This is a genomic window from Novosphingobium sp., from assembly GCF_041905565.1.
Classification (GTDB): domain Bacteria; phylum Pseudomonadota; class Alphaproteobacteria; order Sphingomonadales; family Sphingomonadaceae; genus Novosphingobium.
This window is the reverse complement of sequence record NZ_JAYRKX010000003.1, coordinates 1-20522: the sequence shown is the minus strand read 5'-3', so window position 1 is coordinate 20522 and position 20522 is coordinate 1. Positions and strand designations below refer to the sequence as shown.

The following is a 20522-nucleotide window of genomic DNA, read 5'->3' as shown; positions in this document are numbered from 1 at the left end:
TCAGTCGTAGTCGATCACCGCGTCGCGGCGCAGGTCGCGCAGATAGGTCTGGGCGCGCTTGTTGACGCGTTCGTCCTCCATCTGCTGCTGCACGGCTTCGAAGTCCGGCGCGCCATCGACCTTGGGATCGTCGCGGCCGCACAGCATCAGCACGCGCACGCCGTCCTGGATCGAGCCGAACGGCGGGGTGGTTTCGCCCATGTTCAGCGCCAGCACCATGTTCTGCAGCTGGGCAGGCAGGTCGCGCGCCTTGATCTGGTCGTTGGTGACCACTTCGGCGCCGAGCCCGGCAGCCACGCTGTCCACCGTGCCGCAACCGCGCGCGCTCTGCATCGCGGTGGCGAAAGCCTTGGCCTTGTCGGTCGCCTGGGCCTCGGTCACGCCGGCGGGGAAGCTGATCGAGATCTGCTTGAGGCTGAGCAGCGCGTCGCGCGGATCGGCGGTCAGCACCTGGCGCTTGTCGATCAGCAGCAGGATCGAGAACCCGCCGCGGATTTCCACCGGGCCGACCAGCTGGCCGGTCTGCAGCCCGGTCAGCGACGCGGACAGTTCGTTCGGCAACTGGGCCAGGCGGATCCAGCCCAGGTCCCCGCCCACGGCCGCGGTCGAGGCTTCGGAGAACTGGCGGGCATAGCCGACGAAGCTGCCGCCGCCCTTGAGCTGTTCGACGATCTTCTGCGCGTTCTGGTAAACCGCGCTCTTGGTTTCGTCGGTGGCCGACAGGAAGATTTCGCCGACGCGGTATTCCTCGGTACCCTTGGCGTCCTGGAGGCGCTTGAGCACTTCGCGCACTTCCTCATCCGAGACGTTGACGAAGGGCTGGACGTTGCGGCGCAGCAGGCGGTTCCACGACAGTTCGCCCCGGATCTGCCGCTTGAGCGAAGCGGCGGACGAGCCGATCTTGGTCAGGTAGGCGTCCATCGCCTTGGCGTCCTGGTTGAAGTTCTGCGCCGCGATGCGGGCAAAGGTCTGGTCGACCTCGCTATCTTCGACATCGACCTTCTGCGCCCGGGCTTCCTGGATCTGGAGCGTTTCGTCCATCAGGTTGCGCAGCACCTGCATCTTCAGGCGGTTCTTTTCCTCGTCGCTGACCTTGCCGCCGCTGGCGTTGACGATCAGCGCGACGCGGTGGTCCACGTCGGTGCCGGTGATCACTTCACCGTTGATCACCACGGTTGCCTTGCGGTGATTGGGATCGTTCTTGGCAAAGAATTCGACGTTGGTCGGCAGGTTGAGCCCGCCGCCCGAACCGCCGGCATCCTGGGCCACGGCCCCGGCGGCCATCGCGGCGGCGCCAGCGGCCAGCGCGGTCATGGCAACGCGGGTCGAAAAACGGGAGAGCGTGGTGCGTTTCACGGTATTTCCAAATCCCAAAAACGGCGGGAGATTCCCTGCCGGACTTGCCGGTCCAATGGCGCGGCGCGGCTTAACCCAAGCTGAGCACGGGCGGATAGCGCAGATGGCCCGCAGTGCCAATCTTGGATAACGCGCTATCACCGGAAGCCAAGGTTCCGCAGCGCGAAATGAATCTGATAGGTGTTGCCCTTGCGCGCATCGCCCGTGGCGACGAAATCGCGCCGCCAGGTAAAGGCCAGTTCCAGGCAATCGTCCTGATAGGCCACGCCCAGGCGCGTGCGCAGCGGTTCCCAGCCATCGGTGGTGGCCAGCGGGTCTTCCTTCCGGCCGGTCAGGTTGACCACCGCCGAGCCGAACATCGACCAGTAGCGCGCCAACGCGACCCGGCCTGCCAGGCGCAGTTCCTCACGGTCCTTGAGGTCCTCGATCGTCGCGGCCACATCGCGGTTGAGCCGCAGGTAGCCAAGTTCGAGGTAGGTGCGTTCATTGCCCACCGCCGCGTCGAATTCGTTGCGGCGCACGGCCAGGTTGTCCTTGTCGAGCCGGAAGCGGTGGGTCAGCTTGACCAGGTCCTTGAAACGGATTTCGGTCCGCCCGACCACGTCCGACACCCGGCTGGACAGCCCGGTGCCATCGGGTAGCAGGCTGGGGCGGCTGGTCAGCCGGTAGGATTGGCCGATAGTGGTCGAAACGCGCCAGCCCGGCCGTTCGAACTGCCAGTCCAGCCCATAGGTAAAGCGCACCCCGTCCTCGACCCGGTCATAGCCGGGGAAGCGGTTGAGCGCGAACAGGTTCGAATCCTCAAGGTCGATCGCGCGCGCGTCCTCGTTGGGCACGGCCAGGTTGCGCAGCGTCGGGCTGGCGACCACCTGGAAGCGCGGGGTCAGCACCTGGCTGCCCCCGGCGAACTTGCCCAGCAGCGGCCACTTCACGTCCACCGCCGCCGTGGCCAGGCCGCGCGCTTCCCAGCCGGGATTGCCGCGATAGAGCGCGGTCGCGGTCAGCGCGTTCTCGTCCGAATGATAGACATCGCCGCGCGCCAGGGTGGTGAAGGTCACTTCCTGGCCCCACGGGGTCAGGCGGCGCAGGTCCCACCGCGCGCTGGCAAAAGCGCGCTGGGTGTCCTGGCCGTTGGTGCGGCTGATCGCCAGGCTGTTGACCTGCAATTCGACCTTGCCGCCCAGCACCGGATCATTGAGGCGGCGGCGATAGTCAAGCTCGGGCAGGGCCACCGGCACCAGCCCCTGCTTGTCGCCCACGCGCAGCGTCTGGGTGGCCCAGCCGGCGATCGAGAGATAGCTGTTCGCATCGATCCGTTCCAGATCGACCATCGAACGCAGCCGGTCATCGCGGCTGATGTCATAGCGGCGCAGGAAAGTGCGGTCCGACGCGACCCGGCCGGAAAAGGTCAGGCTCCAGTTCGGATCGAACTGGTACTTGCCATTGGTGAACAGGTAGCCGCGGAATTCCTTGCTGCTGGTCGCGGTTCCGGCAATCGAGATGCGCCGGCTCTGCGTGACATAGCCGGTCACCTGGTAGGCGCCCTTGTCGTTCAGCGCGCGGTACTGCGCCGAGAGCATCGGCAGCGCCTTGGTATAGACATAGCCGGTCACCGCGATGTCGCGGTTGGGCGACAGGCGGTGGTAATAGCTTTCGGAAAATTCGACCCCGTTCGATGCCGACAGGCGGATGTCGGGGATCAGCAGGCCGGAAATCGGGCGACCGTCGGTCGCCACCACCAGCCCGGGCATCGGCAGCAGCCGCGCCCCGAACAGTTCCAGCCGCGCGCCCTTGAACCGCACCCGGCGGCGGTCGGGATCGTAGATCACCCGCTCGGCGGTGATCCGCCAGCTGGGACTGCGCGGGCAGCCCTGGTCATCTTCCACGGCGCAGGCGGAATAGACCGCCTTGCTCAGTACCACGGTGCCATCGGCGGCGCGTTCGCCGCTGGCGGCGGCCAGCCGCCCGCCTTCGCGCAGCGCCAGCAGCATGTTCTGCATCGCGCCGGCCTTGAATTCGTCGGTCAGCTCGATCTTGTCGGTGAACAGCTGGTTGCCGTCGGCATCGACCATGCGGATGTTGCCAGTGGCTTCGATCTTGCCGGTCTGGCGGTTCCAGGTCAGCTGGTCGGCCACCACCGACTGATCGCCGCGCCGCATGACGACGTTGCCAAAGGCGGTCACCGTTTCGCTGTTGTCGTCATAGCTGACGCCGTCAGCCTCGAAGCCGATCGGCTGGTCCTCGCCCCGATCGGCTGCCGCCGGGGGGGCATCCTGCGCCGCCGCGCCCAGGGGCACCCCGGCCAGCAGCAAGGCCAGCGCCGCCGCGCCGCGGCGCCAGGCGGAAATAGTCACAAGGGATCGCTGCGGAATGGCCCGCGGAACAGGGTGCATGGCTTGCCTATCGCACCGCCCGCGCCTAACTGCAATGCACGCCAGCCATCGGCGGCAACGCTTTGCCGCTATGGCACAGATCGCGCCTTGGAGAGCACATGCAAATCGAATTCATCGCCGGACCTTCGGCCCCCGCCTCTACTGCTGTCGCCCGGATCGTCAACCAGGATGCGCTGCCCGCCGATCTCGACGCGGTGCTGCTCGAAGGCGCGAAAGCCAGCCGCTTTACCGGCAAGGCCGGGCAACTGCACGAAGGCTTCGTCAATGCCGGCGGCGCGGTGACCCGCGTGGCGCTGGTCGGCGCGGGCGAGGCCAAATCGCGCGACCGCGCCAGCGCGCTGGAACGCGCCGGTGCGGCGCTCAGCGCCAAGTATCTCGCCGCGGGCCTGCCGGTCATGGCGCTTGACCTGTCGGGCGCGGGGCTGTCGGCCGCCGATGCGGTGGCGGTGCTGCTGGGTGCGCGGCTGCGCGGCTGGCGCCTCGATACCTATCGCACCCGCCTGCCGGACGATCAGAAGCCCAGCCTCAAGACCCTGCAGGTGATCGGCGCGCCCGAAGGGGCCGAAGCGGCCTGGGCGGTCGAGGCCGCGCTGGCGGACGGGGTGGAATTCGCCCGCGAACTGGTCACCGAACCGGCCAACGTGATCTATCCCGAAAGCTTCGTCGCCCGCGCGCAGGAACGCCTGGCCGGGACCGGCATCGGCATCCGCGTGCTGGACGAAGCGGAAATGACCGCGCTGGGCATGGGCTCGCTGCTCGGCGTGGCGCAAGGCTCGATCCGCAAGCCGCGCATCCTGGCGATGGTGTGGAACGGCGGCGCGGCCGATGACAAACCGGTGGCCTTCGTCGGCAAGGGCGTGACGTTCGACACCGGCGGGATCAGCCTCAAGCCGGCAGCCGGCATGGAAGACATGAAGTGGGACATGGGCGGCGCGGCGGCGGTTGCGGGCACCATGCTCGCGCTGGCCAAGCGCAAGGCCAAGGCCAACGTGGTCGGCGTCTGCGGCCTCGTTGAAAACATGCCCGATGGCGGCGCGCAGCGGCCGGGTGATGTCGTCACCTCGATGTCGGGGCAGACGATCGAAGTGATCAACACCGACGCCGAAGGGCGGCTGGTGCTGTGCGACGCGATCACCTGGACGCAGAAGACCTATGCCCCCAGCGCGGTGATCGACCTGGCCACGCTGACCGGGGCGATGATCATCAGCCTGGGCCACGAACACGCCGGGATCTTCGCCAACGACGATGGCCTGGCTGAAAAGCTGATCGGCGCGGGCAATGCCAGCGGCGACAAGCTGTGGCGCTTCCCGCTGGGGCCGGCCTACGACAAGCTGATCGACAGCCCGATCGCCGACATGAAGAACGTCGGCCCGCGCGAAGGCGGCTCGATCACGGCGGCGCAGTTCATCCAGCGCTTTGTCGACAAGGGCACCCCCTGGGCGCACCTCGACATCGCGGGCATGGTCTGGGCGGGCAAGCCCGGCCAGACCTGGGACAAGGGCGCGACCGGATACGGCGTGCGCCTGCTCGACCGGTTCGTGCGGGATCACCTTGAAGGTTGATTTCTATCAGTTGAGCCGCGACCCGGCGGAACAGGTGGTGCCGCTCCTGGCGCGCAACACCCTGGCGCTGGGGCAGCGGCTGCTGGTGGTCAGCCAGGATGCGGCCCAGCTGGGCCGGATCGGCGATTCGCTGTGGGCGCGGGAAGGGACCTTCCTCGCCAACGGGCAGGCCGGGGGCGAGCATGACGCGCGCCAGCCGGTGCTGCTGTCCGGGGCGACCGAGGCGGCCAACGGCGCGCGCTATGTCGTGCTCGCCGATGGCCGCTGGCGGCCCGAGGTGGAAGCGTTCGAGCGCGTGTTCCTGCTGTTCGATGGTTCGACGATCGACGATGCGCGCGGGACCTGGCGCAGCCTGGACGGGCGCGAGGGGCTGGAGCGTGCGTTCTGGCGGCAGGAAGGGGCCAAGTGGATCAAGGCGGCCTGACGGCGAACCTTGCAGCGCAGCATTTTCCCCGCTAGGGGCGCGGCCACTTTCCAATTCCAATACATCGCAAGGAATTTCCCATGGCGGTTACCCGCACCTTCTCGATCATCAAGCCCGACGCCACCCGCCGCAACCTGACCGGCGCGGTCACCAAGATGCTGGAAGAAGCCGGCCTGCGCGTCGTCGCTTCCAAGCGCATCCACATGACCCGCGAACAGGCCGAAGGCTTCTATGCGGTGCACAAGGAACGCCCCTTCTTCGGCGAACTGTGCGATTTCATGATGAGCGAACCGGTCGTCGTCCAGGTTCTGGAAGGCGAAGATGCCGTCGCCCGCAACCGCGAAGTGATGGGCGCGACCAACCCGGCGGATGCCGCCGAAGGCACCATCCGCAAGACCCACGCCCTGTCGATCGGTGAAAACACCGTCCACGGTTCGGACTCGGAAGAAAACGCCGCGATCGAAATCGCGTTCTTCTTCAAGCCGGAAGAAATCGTCGGCTAAGCCTTTCGCTGCAAAGGCTTTTCAAGGGGGCTGCCGGAGCGATCCGGCGGCCCCTTTCGCATTAATTTGCGGCGATTTGACCGATCTCAAGGCATTGCGGGCAGGCCCTGACGATATTGCTTCGCATCAACCCGAACCTATGGAGTCAGGATGTCGCATACCCCCCACGAACTCGCTGCCGAATTCCCCAACGATCACGAAGTGCTGCACCAGCTGAAGCTGAACAACGCCCACTTCGTCACCCTGGCCGACCGCTATCATGAAGTGAACGGCGAGATTCACCGGATCGAATCCGAAATCGAAACCCCGTCGGACAGCTATACCGAAACGCTCAAGAAGCAGCGCCTCGCGCTGGTCGACGAGATCGCGGGCATCGTCGCCCAGGCCAAGGCCGGCTGACCAGCGGGCCGCGGGGCCGCCGGAATGTTCCGTGCGGCCCTATGCCCGTTCACAGCAGCGGGCTCCACATCGCCAGCAGGTTCTGCCACAGCCGGCGCGGCACCGAATAGGCCGCGACCGTGGCGGGCGTGATCAGGCTGGACAGCGCCAGCCATTGATCCTGCCGCGCGCGGACCTGCGCGGCGAAGGCGGCATCGGCGAACAGCAGGTTGTTCTCGAAATTCAGCTCGAAGCTGCGCCGGTCCAGGTTGGCCGAACCGATCAGCCCGGCCAGGCCATCGGCCACCATGGTCTTGGCATGGAGCAGCCCGGGGCTGAATTCGTGCAATTGCACCCCGGCGTCGAGCAGCGCGGGATAGTGGCTGCGGCTGGCCCCGGCGACGATCCGGCTGTCATTGCGGCGCGGCACCACCAGCACCACTTTCACCCCGCGCCGCGCGGCGCTGGTCAGCGCGAACAGCAATTGTTCGTCCGGCACGAAATAGGGCGTGGTGATCACCAGTTCGTGCCGGGCGGCGTGGATCAATTCGGCGAAGCAGGCGGTCATCGCCGGGAAGGGCTGGATCGGCCCGGTGCCGATAACCTGCGCCACGATCCCTTCTGCCGCCCCTGACGGCGGCGCGCGGTGGGCCGTGGGGGCGAGCAGCGCGGTCACATCATCGCCGCCTTCGGCCATCCAGTCGCTGGCGAACAGGAACTGCTGGTGGCGTGCCACCGGGCCTTCCCAGCGGGACATGATGTCCACCCAGGGGGCATAGCGGCGCTTGATGCGGAATTCCGGATCGGCGGCGTTCTGGCTGCCGCACCAGGCCACGCGGTTGTCGCAGATCAGCAGCTTGCGGTGGTTGCGCAGGTCCACCCGGCCGCGAATCAGCGTCCACACCAGCCCGCCCACCGGCAGCGCCAGCCGCGCGTCCACCCCGCCGTCCAGCAGGTCCTGCCAGTGGCGCGAACGCACAAACAGGCGCGAGCCCAGCGCATCGGCCAGCACCCGCACCCGGGTCCCGCGCCGCGCCGCGCGGATCAGCGCGTCCTTCAGCAGCAGTCCGTTGCCATCGGCCAGCCAGATGTAGAAGCACAGGTGGACGCTGGTTTCAGCCGCGTCGATATCGGCCACCATGCCCGCGATCGCAGCGTTGCTGTCGGCGGCCAGGCTGGCGCGGTTGAACAGCGTCGGCGGCAGGCCGTTGACCGCGCGGGCCAGCGCAAAGGGGGCGTGGAAATGGCCGTGAGCCAGCACTTGCGCGGCCTCGGGATCGCCATCGGGGCGGGGCAGGCGCGCCTCGATCGCAGCATAGCGCGCGCTGCGGCGGCGGCTGATCCGCGCTTCGCCGACCAGCAGATAGGCCACGATCCCGAGCACCGGCAGCACCAGGATCGCGATCATCCAGGCGATCCGGCTGGCCGGTTCGCGCTGCGGGCGCAGCAATGCGCGGCCCAGCACCACCAGCATCGCGCCCAGCAGGACCAGTTCGCCAAACAGGATCAGGTCAAATGCCACGCGCCGGATCGAACCTCTTTCCTTCCCCGCGTCCAGCCTTATGGTGGAGCGAAAGGAGACACAACATGAAGGGCATGGGCGAGGGCGGCGAAGATTGCCCCTTCGAATTCAATTTCGATGCGGCCACGTTCAAGGTGGGCGATACGGTCAGCTACCGGGTGACCGGCAGCTTTGAAGGGTTCCCCTTCGTTGGCACCCTGCTGGAAGTGCATGACGATCACGTAATCATCAGCCCCGGCCCGATGGAGCCGGACGCGCGTTATCGCGGCACCCGCGAAAGCCGCCCCGTGGTGGACGAGAAGGAAATCGCCTGAGGCTTGCGCGCTGCCGTCATCCCGGGCTTGACCCGGGATCCAGCTGCCTTCTCGCAGCGTTGGCGTAGAAAGCTGGACCCCGGATCAAGTCCGGGGTGACGGGGTTTTATTGACAGCAGTCCGGCTCAGAACGCGTCGGCGGCGTCCAGCAGCGTGGTCAGCTTCTTCGGCGCAATCGCGCGCCAGCTGCGGCCCAGCCAGTCGGCAATCGCGTCCCAATCGGTATCGCCCAGGTCCAGCCGGATCGCGATCCAGTCATCGCCGAAATAGGCCGGGCGGTAATAGCGCTCCGGGTCCTGCTCGATCAGGTGGGCCTGCTCGTCCGCCCCGCTGATCTTGACCAGCAGCGCAACCTTGCCATCGCCGTGGTGATCGCTGGAAACATAGGCGAACTTCTTGCCCTTCACGATCCCGAAGCAGGCCATGCCGTGGCTGACCACTTCGTCCGCCTCGGGCAGGGCGAGGGCACGCGTCCGCACCTGCGCCGTTAGCCATTCGGGCGAAGTGGCCCGGCTGACCAGCGCGGCCAGGCAGCGCGAATAGAGCTGGTGTTCCGCGATCAGCACCCGCGCGGCCAGGCTGTCCGCCGTGTCGCCGGGGACGATCGCCACCGGGGTCTGGCCCAGCACCGGCCCGTCATCCAGTTCCGCCGTGACGAGGTGGACGGTGCAGCCGCCGTGGCTGTCGCCCGCCTCCAGCGCGCGTTCGTGGGTGTGCAGGCCCTTGTAGTTCGGCAGCAGCGAGGGATGGATGTTGAGCATCCGGCCTTCCCACCGCCCGACGAATTCCGGGGTGAGGATGCGCATGTAGCCCGCCAGCGCGACATATTGCGCGCCGCTGGCCCGGATCGCCGCGTCCATCGCCAGATCATGGTCCAGCCGGGCCATGCCCTTGTGCGGCAGGGCAAAGGTGGGGACGCCTTCCGCCGCGGCCAGTTTCAGCCCGCCGGCATCGGGATTGTTGCTGCCGACCAGCACGACCTCGTAGGGGCAGTCCGCCGCGCGGCTGGCATAGAGCAGGGCGGCCATATTGGTGCCGCTGCCCGAAACCAGCACGGCAACCCTGGCCCGGTCAGGCAAGATGCACCGCTTCCCAGGCTTCGCGCGCGGACCAGTCCTCGGCGCTGCCCTGCACGGTGCAGCCGCGCTGGCCCGGCTCGATGGCGCCGATCACGTGGACCGTTTCGCCCGCCGCCGCCAGATCGGCCGATACGCTGGCGACATCGTCTGCCGCCACGGCCAGGACCATGCCGATCCCGCAGTTGAAAGTGCGGGCCATTTCCGCCGGTTCGATATTGCCCTGTGCTTGCAGGAACGCCATCAGCCGGCTTTGCTGCCAGGCCCCGGCGTCGATCCGGGCATGCAGCCCCTTGGGCAGCACGCGGGGGACATTTTCCAGCAGCCCGCCGCCGGTGATGTGCGCCAGCGCGTGGATGCGGCCGCTGCGGATCACCGGCAGCAGGCTTTTCACATAGATCCGGGTCGGTTCGATCAGGTGGTCGATCAGCAGCCGGTCGGCATCGAACAGCGCCGGGCGGTCAAGCTTCCAGCCCTTGTCCGCCGCCAGCCGCCGGACCAGCGAATAGCCGTTGGAATGAACGCCCGAGCTTTCGAGGCCGAGCAGCACATCGCCGGCGGCCACGCGGTCCCCGGTCAGCTGCTCACCGCGTTCGACCGCGCCGACGCAGAAGCCCGCCAGGTCATAATCGCCCGCTGCATACATCCCCGGCATTTCCGCCGTTTCGCCGCCGATCAGCGCGCAGCCGGCCAGCTTGCAGCCATCGGCGATCCCGGCGACGACGCGTTCGGCCACGCCGTTATCCAGCTTGCCGGTGGCGAAATAGTCAAGGAACAGCAACGGTTCGGCGCCCTGCACGATCAGGTCGTTGACGCACATCGCCACCAGGTCCTGGCCGATGGTGTCGTGCCGGTCATGGTCGATCGCCAGCTTGACCTTGGTCCCGACCCCGTCGTTCGCGGCGACCAGCAGCGGATCGGCATAGCCCGCCGCCTTCAGATCGAAGAAGCCGCCGAACCCGCCCAGTTCGGCATCGGCGCCGGGGCGTGCGGTGGCCTTGGCCAGCGGCGCGATGGCCTTGACCAAGGCGTTCCCGGCCGCGATCGAGACGCCGGCCTGCTCATAGCTGTAAGACTTTTCAGACATCGTCCGCGCGCCTAGCCTTTTCCTGCTTGGATTTCCACGGATGATTGGGCAAAAGGCCCACGGTTTTCCCCGATGGCTGTCGCACCCCTCTCTTTCACGCCGCGCAATTGGCGCCCCGGACCTGCCGCCACGCTGCTGGGCGGCCTGGGTCTGGCCTTGGCCGTGGCGCTGGCGCTGGTCGGGCCGGACCGCCTGATCGCCCAGGTCGAAGGGCAGCGCGGGATCATCCCCGTCGCCACGTCCAGCGATATCGAAGTATCTGGAATCGAAGTGAACACCACCGGCAAGGATGGGCAGGAAGCCCGCCTGAACGGGTGGAAGGAAGCGCAGAAGAAGGCCTGGGCCAAGGCCGGCGGCCCGGCGATGGGCGAAGCGCAGATCGAAGCGATGGTCACCGCCGTGGTGATCGAACGCGAACAGATCGGCCCGCGCCGCTATATCGCCACGCTCAGCGTGGTGTTCGATCGCCAGCGCGCCGGGCAGTATATCGGCGATGGCACCAGCGCGAAGGCCCATTCCGCCCCGCTGCTGACCATTCCCGTGCTCTATTCGGGCGGGGTGGGGCAGGTTTACGAAGTGCAGGGCGCCTGGCAGCAGGCCTGGGCGCAGTTTCGCGGCGGCACCAGCCCGATCGACTATGTCCGCCCGGTTGGCGCGGGCGGCGAATCGCTGCTGGTCACGGCGGGGCAGCCCGGTCGGCGCAGCCGCGCCTGGTGGCACACCGTGCTGGACCAGTTCAACGCGGCCGACGTGATTTCGCCGGTGGCGCGGCTCGAACGGCAGTGGCCGGGCGGGCCGGTGCGCGGCACTTTCACCGCGCGTTACGGCCCGGACAACCAGCTGCTGGAAAGCTTCACGTTGACCGCGAACGATTCGGCCGGCTTGCCGCGCATGCTGGCCGAAGCCGTGGTGCGGCTGGACCAGGTCTATACCCGCGCGCTGGCCGAAGGTAAGCTCAAGCCCGATCCCACGCTGCGCGGCGGGCTGGGCATGGATGCGGGCCTGGCCGCGCTGATCGCCCGCGCGCAAGAGGCCGAACGCGCCGCCGCCGCGCCGACGCCCGATGCCAGCGCCAGCCCCTCGGCCGAGCCGAGCCAGGCGGCGGCGACCACGATCACCGTGCAGTTTTCCTCGCCCGATGCCGCGGCGGTCGATGCCGCGCTGGCCGCCGTGCGCGGCGCGCCGGGGGTGCAGGGGGCAGCCACTACCAGCCTGGCGATGGGCGGGACCTCGGTCATGCGGGTGACGATCACCTCCGACCTTTCCGCGCTTGCCGCGGCGCTGCGCGCGCGCGGCTGGCAGGTTGCCGTGGGCGCGAACGCGCTCAGCATCCGCCGCTGATCATGGGCCAGATCGCGCTTCCCCTCGCGCCCGGCGGGGTCGGCGCCGTGTCGCGGATCGTGGTAGGCAATGCCAACCGCACCGCGCTCGAAGCGATGACCGCCGCCCATGCCTGGCCGTTCCGCACCGCCGTCCTGCTTGGCCCGCCGCGCTCGGGCAAAAGCCTGATCGCCCGCTGGTTCACTGAAAACGGCGCGGGCGAGGCGATCGACGATGCCGACCGGATGGACGAGACCGCGCTGTTCCACCGCTGGAACCGCGCGCAGGAAAGCGGCACCCCGCTGCTGCTGACCGCCAGCCTGGAGCAGGGCGAATGGCGCATCGCGCTGCCCGACCTTGCCTCGCGGCTGGGGGCGGCGCTGCACCTGCGGATCGGTGCGCCCGACGATGCCATGCTGGCCGAGCTGATCGCGCTCCATGCCGAGCTGCGCGGCCTGCCGCTCAGCCCCGATGCCGCCGCCTATCTTGTCCCCCGGATGGAGCGCACCCATATCGGGGCCGAGCGGCTGGTCGCCGCGATCGACCGCCTCAGCCTCGAACGCAAGGCCGCCCCCGGCCCGGCGATCTGGCGCGAGGCGCTGGAAGAGCTGATGGGGCCAAGCGAACCGCGCTTGCTTTAGCGCCCCGTGCATGGGACAATAAATATACGATGCCCGGACGCCTGTTCAGCTATATCGACTCGATCGTCGCGCGCGATCCCAGCCCGCGCTCGCGGTGGGAGGTGCTGCTGTACCCCGGGGTCTGGGCGGTCGGCTTTCACAAGATCGCGCACCGCCTGTTCAGCGCCCGGCTGTACTTCCTTGCCCGCTGGGTGAACCACTTCAGCCGGTTTATGACCGCGATCGACATTCATCCCGGCGCGAAGATCGGCAAGAATTTCTTCATCGACCACGGCTTCGTGGTGATCGGCGAAACCGCTGAAATCGGGGACAATGTCACCATGTACCAGGGCTCGACCCTGGGCGGGACCAATCCCACCAACGGCATGGGCGGAAAACGCCACCCGACCATCGGCGACGACGTGATCGTCAGCCTGGGCGCGGCGATCCTTGGCCCGATCATGGTCGGCAAGGGGGCGCGGATCGGCGCCAATGCCGTGGTCACCAAGGAAGTGCCAGAAGGCGCGACCATGGTCGGCATCCCGGCCAAGCCCGTGCCGGTCGAAGTCAGGCCTGAAACGGTCAGCTTCGTGCCCTATGGCACGCCGTGCAGCGAACGCTTCGATCCCGCGACGCAGAAACTGGAACTGCTGCAATGCGAAGTGCAGGTGCTGCAAAAGCGCCTCGCCGAACTGCTGGAAGAGCGTGAGGCCGCCAAGGCCGCCGCCGCGGCCAAGGGCAAGAAGTCCGCTTGAGCGGTACCGTCACGCCCTTTCCCCTTGCCGCGGCGCGGCCCGCGCAGGTTCCCTTCGAACGCGAGGAACTGCAACGCATCCTCGATCTTTACGGCCGCATGGTCGCCGCCGGTGAATGGCGCGACTATGCCTTGCAGTTCGGCAAGGATGCCGCCGTGTTCTGCGCCTACCGCCGCGCGGCGGACTATCCCTCGGCCCGGCTCGAAAAACGCCCGGCCTTGCGCAACAAGCAGGGCATGTGGGTGCTCTATGGCGAAGCCGGGCAGATCCTCAAGCGCGGGCACGAGTTGCCCGGCGTGCTGGCCGTGCTGGAACGCCGTCTGCTCAAACTGGTCGAAAGCTGATCGCCAAATGAAAGGCCGCGCGGAAGGCATACCCTCCGCGCGGCCATTTCCGCCTGCAAGGCTGGCTGGATCAGCCCAGCCCGCCGATCTTGGCCAGCGCGGCCATCACGACCTGGCTCTGTTCGCCGCCCGACTGGGGGACGATTTCGCCGGTGCGGTCGATGATTTCGGCCCAGTGCGCCGCGATCCCTTCGGGGGTGCGTTCATCGGCCGGCAGGGCGATGCCCGGGGTCAGGGTGACATAGGCCGCGTGGTATGCGCCCGCGCCCGCGCCGCAGATCATGTTGGTCGGCGCGTCCTCGCTGACGAGGTAGAGCGCCATCGGCGCGACGTTTTCGGGCTTCAGCGCGTTGAACAGTGCGTCGGGCATGCCCAGGTCCTCGGTCATGCGGGTGCCGGCGACCGGGGCCAGGGTGTTGACGCGGATGTTGTACTTCGCCCCTTCAAGGTGGAGGGTCTTGGTCAGGCCGGCCAGGCCCAGCTTGGCCGCGCCATAGTTGGCCTGGCCGAAGTTGCCGAACAGGCCGGTGCTGCTGGCAGTCATCAGGATGCGGCCATAGGCCTGTTCGCGCATCAGGTCCCACACCGCCTTGGTGCAGTTGGCGCTGCCGTTCATGTGGACGTCGAGCACCAGCTTCCAGTCTTCCATGGTCATCTTGGCGAAGCTCTTGTCGCGCAGGATGCCGGCGTTGTTGATCAGGATGTGGACGCCGCCCCAGGCTTCCTTGGCCTTGGCGACCATTTCTTCCATCTGCGCCAGGTCGGTGACCGAGCCGCCGTTCGACATGGCTTCGCCGCCCAGCGCCTTGATTTCTTCCACCACCTTCAGCGCGGCGTCGGAATGGCCGGTGCCGTCGCGGCTGCCGCCCAGGTCATTGACGACGACTTTTGCGCCGCGCTTGGCAAGTTCGATGGCATAGGCACGGCCCAGGCCGCCGCCCGCACCAGTGACGATGGCGACACGATCCTTGAACGAAATGGTCATGGTCTGACTCCTGCAAATTCGGGCGCCCCGGCGGGCGCTACGGCGCCGCGATGGCATTTTGCGGGCCGCGATTCAACTGCGGAAAAGTGCATTGGCCTTGCCGTAGCGGCAGTTGACACTGCCCTGTCAAATAAGTGTCACGCAACCGACCTAAAGGCGACTTCGAATCGTAACAGACCGGCCGAAGGGGGCCTGACAAGATGAACCGCACGCTGCGTACTTCCACCATCGCCCTGGCCCTTGCCGCCGGTTGGGTGCTGCCCGCCCACGCCGCCGCGGCCAGGCAGGACGAGGTTGCCCGCCAGCTGGCGGAAATGCGTGCGCAGCTTGACCAGCTGAACCAGCGGGTCGGCTCGCTGGAAGGGGATCTGTCCGCCGCGCGCGCCCGCGCCGATGCCGCCGAAACCCGCGCCGCCGCCGCGCTGGCCGAGGCTGCTGCCGCCAAGGCCGCGGTCGCCAAGGTTCCCGCCCCCAGCGTCACCGCCAAGTCGGACGTCGAAATTTCGTGGGACGGCGCGCCCAGGCTGGCGACCAAGGACGGCTGGAGCTTCAAACCGCGCGGGCGGCTGCAGGTCGACGCGGCGGGGGTGAACGCCCCAGCCGGGATCGCCGCTGGCAAGGAGCTGGGTTTCGCCAGCGAATTCCGCCGCGCCTACCTCGGCGCCGAAGGCACCATGCCGGGCGGATTCGGTTATCGCGCGGAGTTCGATTTCGCGAACAGCGGGGTCGAAGTCACCGACCTGTACCTGACCTGGAAGGCCAGCCCCAAGGTTACCCTGACTGTGGGTCAGTTCAAGCCGTTCTGGGGCATGGAGGAAATGACCAGCGACCTGTTCATCAGTTTCCTCGAACGCGGGGCGTTCAATTCGGCCTTCGGCTTCGAGCGGCGCCTGGGTGTTGGTGCGACCTATGCCGGCAAGTCATTGCTTGTGCAGGGCGGTGTGTTCACCGACAGCGTGGCCGACCTGAACAGCGATACCAACAACAGCTATTCACTGGATGGCCGCGTGGTGTTCATGCCGAAGCTGGGCGATGGCCAGGTGCACCTGGGCGTGTCGGCGCACTACCGCGATTTCAACGATGTCAGCGCCACAGCGCGGTATCGGGCGCGGCCGTTTGTCCATACCACCGACCTGCGGCTGATCGACACGCGCGCCTTCAGCGCCAGCGGTGAACGCAGTTTCGGGACCGAGCTTGCCTATGTCAACGGGCGGTTCCACGCCCAAGGCGAAAGCCACTGGATCACCGCGCTGCGGCCTGGCTTGGCCGATCCCACCTTCAACGGCGGCTTTGTCGAACTGGGCTATCTGCTGACAGACGACGTTACCGCTTACAAGAACGGCGCCTATGACCGGATCCGTCCCAAGAACCCGATCACCAGGGGCGGGATCGGTGCGATCCAGGCGAACCTGCGCTATGACTGGCTTGACCTGAACTCTGGCGCGGTCGTGGGAGGACGCCAGCAGGTCGCGGGTGCATCGCTGCTGTGGATTCCGACCGACTATGTCCGGTTCATTCTGAACTACGGGCACATCTGGATCAACGATGCCGCTGTCGCAGCCGGAGCCCGGCGCGATTACAGTGCCGATGCCCTGGGCCTGCGCGCGCAGTTCGACTTCTAAAGCCGGGCCAGGGCGGGCACCAGCTCGTCGAAATGATCGATTACCGCCGCCGCGCCCAGTTGGGCCGGCGGCGCATCGTTGAACCCGAAGCTGACCGCGATGCATGGTATCCCCGCCGCTGCTGCTGCGCGGGTGTCATAGGTGGTGTCGCCGACATAGGCCGCCGCGCCGCCGCCGAGCCGCTCGGCCATGGCCAGTAGCACATCGGGCGCGGGCTTGAGCGGATAGCCGCCCCCGCCGCCGATCACCCAGCCGAACCGCTGGGTCAGCCCCAGCGCGTCGAGCAATTTCATCGCCAGATGGTGCGGCTTGTTGGTAACCAGCGCCAGCCGCGTCCCTGCTGCTTCCAGCGCGTCAAGCATGGCGGCGCCGCCAGGATAGAGCGCGGTGTGGACCGCGATGTTCGCCTCGTAATAGCCGAGCAGCACGGGATAGAGCGCGTCCTGGTCGATCCCTGCGGCGCCGCCGGTCAGTTCCAGCGCGCGGCCCAGCATCAGCCGCGATCCGCCGCCGATCAGGCCCGATACGGCGGTGTCCGGCACCGGCGCGCGGCCGATGTGTGCCAGCGCATGGTTGAGTGCCGCGCCGAGATCGCGCGAGGTGTCGAGCAGCGTTCCATCAAGGTCGAAGCCGACCGTGGCAAAGGGAATTTTCGTCATGACGCCGCGCCTTGCCGCGTGGGTGTGGAAACGGCAACAATTTGATGGCATGGCGCTGCACCATGAGCGCTGAAACTCCGATTGCCGCAATTGTCCTGGCCGCTGGCAAGGGCACCCGCATGAAAAGCGACCTGCACAAGGTGCTGCACCCGATCGCCGGGCGGCCGATGCTGGAACACCTCCTGGCCAGCGTGGCCGAACTGGAACCCGCGCGGCAGGTGGTGGTGGTCGGCAGCGGGCGCGATCAGCTCGAGCGGGCCCTGGGTGAGCGTGCGGCGATTGCGGTGCAGGAACCGCAGCTGGGCACGGCCCACGCGGTGCAGCAAGCCGAGAGCGCGCTGGCCGGATTTTCGGGCGACGTGCTGGTGATGTATGGCGACGTGCCGTTCGTTTCGGCCGCGACCATGCGCGAAATGCTGGAGCGATTGCACGGCGACGATGAACCCGCCGTGGTCGTGCTGGGCTTCGTGCCGGACGATGCGCTGCAATACGGCCGGGTGATCGCGGTGGGCGACCGGATCGTGAAGATGGTCGAATACAAGGACGCCGACCCGGACGAGCGGGCTTGCCACCTGTGCAATTCGGGCCTGATGGCGGCGCGGGCGGCGGACCTGTTCGCGCTGCTGGCGCGGGTCGGCAACGACAATGCCCAGGGCGAATACTACCTGCCCGACGTGGTCAACATTGCCCTCGCCGATGGCCGGACCTGCGCTGTGGTCACTACTCGGGATCCCGACGAGGTCGCCGGGATCAACAGCCGCGCCGAACTGGCTGAAGCGGAACAGCGCTGGCAGCAGCGCCGCCGCCGCCGCGCGATGGACGAAGGCGCTTCGCTGGTCGCGCCCGAAACGGTGTGGTTCGCCTGGGACACGCAAGTGGGCCGCGACGTGCTGATCGAACCCAACGTGGTGTTCGGCCCTGGCGTGCGCGTGGCCGACGGAGCGACGATCCGCGCGTTCTGCCACCTGGAGGGCGCGAGCCTGGCGAGCGGAGTCGAGGTTGGCCCCTATGCCCGCCTGCGCTCCGGCGCGGTGCTGGAGGAAAAGGCCAAGATCGGCAACTTCGTCGAGGTCAAGAAGGCCACGCTGGGCAAGGGCGCCAAGGCCAACCACCTGTCCTACATCGGCGATGCCGAAGTGGGGGCGGGGGCCAACATCGGCGCGGGGACCATCACCTGCAACTATGATGGCTACTTCAAGTACAAGACCGTGATCGGCGAGCGTGCCTTCATCGGCTCGAATTCGTCGCTGGTCGCGCCGATCAGGATCGGCGCGGACGCGATCGTTGGTGCTGGCAGCGCGGTGACCCGCGACGTGGCCGACGGCGAACTGCGGATCGTGCGTGCGGAACAACTGGTCAAGCCGGGCTGGGCGGATCGGTTCCACGATGCGATGAAGAAGAAGAAGGCGGAGAAGCAGGGGTAGTGCCTTACGGCTACAACGACATATTGGAGCGGATTTCGGAACGACCGACGTGGTGGTGGCGGGGCGTTCCGCGATACGGCGCATTCCACCCTGCATTGGTAACGCTCGCTGGTGGAGAGGTTCTACTCGTCAATGCGAAATGCAATTTGTGTGATTACGAATTTCGAATTTGCACAACTGGCCCGGGCGGACACTGGACATTCCGCGATCGAATTGATGTCCATGCATCAATTGGTCTTGGAAATGCGCCGTCAGGGTGTTGCGGTCACGGCGTAAACTTCCTCTTGTGCGAACGCAAGGTTGAGGAGTTTTGGGAATGGCGGGAAGATAGCTGGGTTCGGCAAACCAGTTGGGAACTGCCATTACTCGATTTTGAGATGAGCCATATCCAGTGCGTTGAAGAAAAGTTGAAAACAGCAGGTGTCTATTCTGAATGGGAGAATGCGTTCCAGGCTGATGATGCCGAAGAGTTCATAAAACTTTTGCCCCATTTTGGGCTGTCAGGTGACAAAGTCGAGCTAGTTGCTCAAAACTGGCGTGCAGTCGTTCGCGATATCGATGACATGTTCCAGCCACGGCACGCAAAAATCAAGAAGGGGCAATTCTTTGATCGGGGTTGGCCGTGCGAGCCATGGTATCACGCTTGACATGATATCATGATATGATATCAATATATCAATGACCCGTATCCTTGCCGATCTGCCCGATGAAGACATCAAGTGGCTTGACCAGCTCGCCTACGAGCAGGGCAAGTCACGCGCGGCGATCTTGCGGGAGGCGGTCGCGGCTTATCGCCCGCAGGGTACGCTCGATTGGCTCGATGCAGGGTTCGGTGCCTGGAAAGATCGCGACGACATTGGCGATGCGGTTGAGTGGCAGCGCAGAGAGCGTGCTGCCAATACGCGTCCCTGGGACGTTGACTATCCGGAAGTGCGCGCCGAGTTCCCCGATCTGTTCGATGAACAAGACGATCGTGAGCATGCTTTGCACATCGCCTGGCTCGCGGAAAACGGGATGCAGCCGGGTGACGGCAACATCAGGCCCGGCTCACATGAAGCAAAGCGCACCAAAAAGTGAGCGGGTTTGCTTTGGACAGCAACATCGTCATCGATACGCTGCGGGGCATTCCGCAAGCGCGGGCCGAGATCGAGCGCGCCATCCAGCGCGGAGGGCGGGTCTGGATCAGTCGTGCTGTCTGGATCGAAGTCATGTCAAAGGGTGAAGGCGATGGCTTGCGTCGCGCCGAAATTCTCCTTTCCGGCTTCGGCATCGATGAAATTGACGAGGAAATTGCCTCGCGGGCTGCTGCGCTGCGCCGCGAGAGGCCACGGTTAAAGGCGATGGACGCGATCATTCTCGCTGCCGCGCTTACGCGCGGCCGCGTGCTTATTACACGAAATACCAAGGATTTTCCGGCAGCTATGCCGGGTATCCGGGTGCCCTATACCCTCTAATCGAAAGCAAGCAGCGAAATGTGCGGAATCATCGGCATTGTAGGCAAAGAAGAGGTCGCAGAGCGGCTGGTCGATGGCCTCAGGCGGATGGAATACCGCGGCTATGACAGCGCCGGAGTCTGCACCGTGCATGACGCGCAGCTGGTCCGCCGCCGCGCGCCGGGCAAGCTGATCAATCTGGTCCGCGAACTGGCGCGCGATCCCGCGCCCGGCACCACCGGCATTGCCCATACCCGCTGGGCCACCCACGGCGCGCCAACCGCTGCCAATGCCCACCCCCACGCGACCGGGGAACTGGCGCTGGTCCACAACGGGATCATCGAGAACTTCCGCCAGCTGCGCGAGGCGCTGATGGCGCGCGGCCGCAGCTTCGAAAGCGAAACCGACACCGAAGTGGTCGCCCACCTGGTGTCGGAACTGGTCGAGGCCGGCCAATCGCCCGAGGATGCGGTCAAGGCGGTGCTGCCGCAGTTGCGCGGGGCCTTTGCCCTGGCCATTGCCTTTCGCCAGCACGGCGACATGCTGATCGGTGCGCGGCTCGGCTCGCCGCTGGTAGTCGGCTATGGCGACGGCGAGACCTACCTGGGTTCGGACGCACTGGCGCTGGCCCCGCTGACCCAGAAGATCGCCTATCTGGATGAGGGCGACTGGGTGGTGATCACCCGCGACGGCGCGCGTATCTTCGACAAGGACAACCAGCCGGTCGAGCGCGAGATCACCACGT

The 20522-nt window shown here is 66.7% G+C and carries 21 protein-coding genes and 1 pseudogene; 15 read left to right on the top strand and 7 right to left on the bottom strand.

Features of this window, described 5'->3' with window-relative positions; genetic code table 11:
- Together ACE3N9_RS03520 and ACE3N9_RS03515 are read right to left on the bottom strand one after the other, a co-directional pair.
- A complete protein-coding gene (locus ACE3N9_RS03520) occupies positions 1-1314 on the bottom strand; it encodes a peptidylprolyl isomerase (protein ID WP_374281246.1) in 1314 nt (437 codons plus the stop codon).
- A 179-nt stretch (positions 1315-1493) separates the two neighbouring features.
- Positions 1494-3749: an LPS-assembly protein LptD gene (locus ACE3N9_RS03515; protein WP_374280902.1), complete on the bottom strand. Its 2256-nt coding sequence runs from the start codon at positions 3747-3749 to the stop codon at positions 1494-1496.
- Between the two features lie 98 nt (positions 3750-3847).
- Between ACE3N9_RS03515 and ACE3N9_RS03510 the strand changes: the two genes are divergently transcribed.
- From ACE3N9_RS03510 to ACE3N9_RS03495, 4 genes are all read left to right on the top strand, one after another.
- Positions 3848-5311, top strand: a complete 1464-nt coding sequence (locus ACE3N9_RS03510) for a leucyl aminopeptidase (RefSeq protein ID WP_374280900.1) — start codon at positions 3848-3850, stop codon at positions 5309-5311.
- Positions 5301-5735, top strand: coding sequence for a DNA polymerase III subunit chi (locus ACE3N9_RS03505; protein ID WP_374280898.1), 435 nt, complete (start codon positions 5301-5303; stop codon positions 5733-5735). The genes ACE3N9_RS03510 and ACE3N9_RS03505 overlap by 11 nt, the downstream gene beginning before the upstream one ends.
- Before the next feature lie 80 nt (positions 5736-5815).
- The gene (gene ndk / locus ACE3N9_RS03500; RefSeq protein WP_315609333.1) at positions 5816-6238 is read left to right on the top strand and encodes a nucleoside-diphosphate kinase; all 423 of its coding nucleotides are present in this window, start codon (positions 5816-5818) and stop codon (positions 6236-6238) included.
- A 150-nt stretch (positions 6239-6388) separates the two neighbouring features.
- Complete coding sequence (locus ACE3N9_RS03495) at positions 6389-6637, top strand: YdcH family protein (RefSeq protein ID WP_374280895.1); 249 nt, start codon at positions 6389-6391, stop codon at positions 6635-6637.
- Positions 6638-6686: 49 nt separating this feature from the next.
- Here ACE3N9_RS03495 and cls read toward each other — a convergent pair whose 3' ends face one another.
- Positions 6687-8138, bottom strand: coding sequence for a cardiolipin synthase (cls, locus tag ACE3N9_RS03490; RefSeq protein WP_374280893.1), 1452 nt, complete (start codon positions 8136-8138; stop codon positions 6687-6689).
- Positions 8139-8203: 65 nt separating this feature from the next.
- On the opposite strand from cls, the gene ACE3N9_RS03485 reads away from it, so the two are divergent.
- Positions 8204-8452, top strand: a complete 249-nt coding sequence (locus tag ACE3N9_RS03485) for a hypothetical protein (protein ID WP_374280891.1) — start codon at positions 8204-8206, stop codon at positions 8450-8452.
- Between the two features lie 125 nt (positions 8453-8577).
- On the opposite strand, the gene purN is transcribed toward ACE3N9_RS03485, so the two are convergent.
- Together purN and purM are read right to left on the bottom strand one after the other, a co-directional pair.
- The gene (purN, locus tag ACE3N9_RS03480) at positions 8578-9531 is read right to left on the bottom strand and encodes a phosphoribosylglycinamide formyltransferase (protein WP_374280889.1); all 954 of its coding nucleotides are present in this window, start codon (positions 9529-9531) and stop codon (positions 8578-8580) included.
- A complete protein-coding gene (gene purM / locus ACE3N9_RS03475) occupies positions 9524-10615 on the bottom strand; it encodes a phosphoribosylformylglycinamidine cyclo-ligase (protein ID WP_374280887.1) in 1092 nt (363 codons plus the stop codon). The genes purN and purM overlap by 8 nt, the downstream gene beginning before the upstream one ends.
- A gap of 72 nt (positions 10616-10687) precedes the next feature.
- Here purM and ACE3N9_RS03470 point away from each other — a divergent pair, with 72 nt between their 5' ends.
- The 4 genes from ACE3N9_RS03470 to ACE3N9_RS03455 are packed head-to-tail and all read left to right on the top strand — an operon-like array spanning position 10688 to position 13654.
- Positions 10688-11956 (top strand): heavy-metal-associated domain-containing protein, encoded by a 1269-nt coding sequence (locus ACE3N9_RS03470; RefSeq protein ID WP_374280885.1) that lies wholly within the window; start codon positions 10688-10690, stop codon positions 11954-11956.
- 2 nt (positions 11957-11958) lie between these two features.
- A complete protein-coding gene (locus tag ACE3N9_RS03465) occupies positions 11959-12576 on the top strand; it encodes an ATPase (protein ID WP_374280883.1) in 618 nt (205 codons plus the stop codon).
- A gap of 29 nt (positions 12577-12605) precedes the next feature.
- Complete coding sequence (gene epsC, locus ACE3N9_RS03460) at positions 12606-13310, top strand: serine O-acetyltransferase EpsC (protein ID WP_374280881.1); 705 nt, start codon at positions 12606-12608, stop codon at positions 13308-13310.
- Positions 13307-13654 carry a DUF2794 domain-containing protein gene (locus ACE3N9_RS03455; protein ID WP_374280879.1) on the top strand — a complete coding sequence of 116 codons (348 nt, stop codon included), beginning with the start codon at positions 13307-13309 and terminating at the stop codon, positions 13652-13654. Before epsC ends, ACE3N9_RS03455 begins: the two co-directional genes overlap by 4 nt.
- 70 nt (positions 13655-13724) lie before the next feature.
- On the opposite strand, the gene ACE3N9_RS03450 is transcribed toward ACE3N9_RS03455, so the two are convergent.
- Positions 13725-14639, bottom strand: a complete 915-nt coding sequence (locus tag ACE3N9_RS03450; RefSeq protein ID WP_374280877.1) for an SDR family oxidoreductase — start codon at positions 14637-14639, stop codon at positions 13725-13727.
- Positions 14640-14839: 200 nt separating this feature from the next.
- Here ACE3N9_RS03450 and ACE3N9_RS03445 point away from each other — a divergent pair, with 200 nt between their 5' ends.
- Positions 14840-16261, top strand: a complete 1422-nt coding sequence (locus tag ACE3N9_RS03445; protein ID WP_374280875.1) for an OprO/OprP family phosphate-selective porin — start codon at positions 14840-14842, stop codon at positions 16259-16261.
- On the opposite strand, the gene ACE3N9_RS03440 is transcribed toward ACE3N9_RS03445, so the two are convergent.
- Positions 16258-16920, bottom strand: a complete 663-nt coding sequence (locus ACE3N9_RS03440) for an HAD-IA family hydrolase (protein ID WP_374280873.1) — start codon at positions 16918-16920, stop codon at positions 16258-16260. The genes ACE3N9_RS03445 and ACE3N9_RS03440 overlap by 4 nt on opposite strands.
- A gap of 62 nt (positions 16921-16982) precedes the next feature.
- Here ACE3N9_RS03440 and glmU point away from each other — a divergent pair, with 62 nt between their 5' ends.
- The 5 genes and pseudogenes from glmU to ACE3N9_RS03415 all read left to right on the top strand — a co-directional run.
- Entirely contained in the window at positions 16983-18344 is a 1362-nt protein-coding gene (gene glmU, locus ACE3N9_RS03435; protein ID WP_374280871.1) for a bifunctional UDP-N-acetylglucosamine diphosphorylase/glucosamine-1-phosphate N-acetyltransferase GlmU, read from the top strand.
- A complete protein-coding gene (locus tag ACE3N9_RS03430; protein WP_374280869.1) occupies positions 18344-18991 on the top strand; it encodes a hypothetical protein in 648 nt (215 codons plus the stop codon). The genes glmU and ACE3N9_RS03430 overlap by 1 nt, the downstream gene beginning before the upstream one ends.
- A 31-nt stretch (positions 18992-19022) precedes the next feature.
- Positions 19023-19421 (top strand): ribbon-helix-helix protein, CopG family, encoded by a 399-nt coding sequence (locus ACE3N9_RS03425; RefSeq protein ID WP_374280867.1) that lies wholly within the window; start codon positions 19023-19025, stop codon positions 19419-19421.
- On the top strand, positions 19418-19798 hold the full coding sequence (locus tag ACE3N9_RS03420) for a PIN domain-containing protein (protein WP_374280865.1): 381 nt from the start codon (positions 19418-19420) through the stop codon (positions 19796-19798). The genes ACE3N9_RS03425 and ACE3N9_RS03420 overlap by 4 nt, the downstream gene beginning before the upstream one ends.
- A gap of 18 nt (positions 19799-19816) precedes the next feature.
- A pseudogene (locus tag ACE3N9_RS03415) lies at positions 19817-20522 on the top strand (glutamine--fructose-6-phosphate aminotransferase); the annotation flags it as partial.

Bases quoted from the DNA above. Each gene is read 5' to 3' on its own strand.
- ACE3N9_RS03520 (WP_374281246.1), bottom strand. From the start codon at position 1,314: ATGACCGCGCTGGCCGCTGGCGCCGCCGCGATGGCCGCCGGGGCCGTG.
- ACE3N9_RS03515 (WP_374280902.1), bottom strand. From the start codon at position 3,749: ATGCACCCTGTTCCGCGGGCCATTCCGCAGCGATCCCTTGTGACTATT.
- ACE3N9_RS03510 (WP_374280900.1), top strand. From the start codon at position 3,848: ATGCAAATCGAATTCATCGCCGGACCTTCGGCCCCCGCCTCTACTGCT.
- ndk (WP_315609333.1), top strand. From the start codon at position 5,816: ATGGCGGTTACCCGCACCTTCTCGATCATCAAGCCCGACGCCACCCGC.
- ACE3N9_RS03495 (WP_374280895.1), top strand. From the start codon at position 6,389: ATGTCGCATACCCCCCACGAACTCGCTGCCGAATTCCCCAACGATCAC.
- ACE3N9_RS03485 (WP_374280891.1), top strand. From the start codon at position 8,204: ATGAAGGGCATGGGCGAGGGCGGCGAAGATTGCCCCTTCGAATTCAAT.
- purM (WP_374280887.1), bottom strand. From the start codon at position 10,615: ATGTCTGAAAAGTCTTACAGCTATGAGCAGGCCGGCGTCTCGATCGCG.
- ACE3N9_RS03470 (WP_374280885.1), top strand. From the start codon at position 10,688: ATGGCTGTCGCACCCCTCTCTTTCACGCCGCGCAATTGGCGCCCCGGA.
- ACE3N9_RS03465 (WP_374280883.1), top strand. From the start codon at position 11,959: ATGGGCCAGATCGCGCTTCCCCTCGCGCCCGGCGGGGTCGGCGCCGTG.
- epsC (WP_374280881.1), top strand. From the start codon at position 12,606: ATGCCCGGACGCCTGTTCAGCTATATCGACTCGATCGTCGCGCGCGAT.
- ACE3N9_RS03450 (WP_374280877.1), bottom strand. From the start codon at position 14,639: ATGACCATTTCGTTCAAGGATCGTGTCGCCATCGTCACTGGTGCGGGC.
- ACE3N9_RS03445 (WP_374280875.1), top strand. From the start codon at position 14,840: ATGAACCGCACGCTGCGTACTTCCACCATCGCCCTGGCCCTTGCCGCC.
- ACE3N9_RS03440 (WP_374280873.1), bottom strand. From the start codon at position 16,920: ATGACGAAAATTCCCTTTGCCACGGTCGGCTTCGACCTTGATGGAACG.
- glmU (WP_374280871.1), top strand. From the start codon at position 16,983: ATGAGCGCTGAAACTCCGATTGCCGCAATTGTCCTGGCCGCTGGCAAG.
- ACE3N9_RS03425 (WP_374280867.1), top strand. From the start codon at position 19,023: ATGACCCGTATCCTTGCCGATCTGCCCGATGAAGACATCAAGTGGCTT.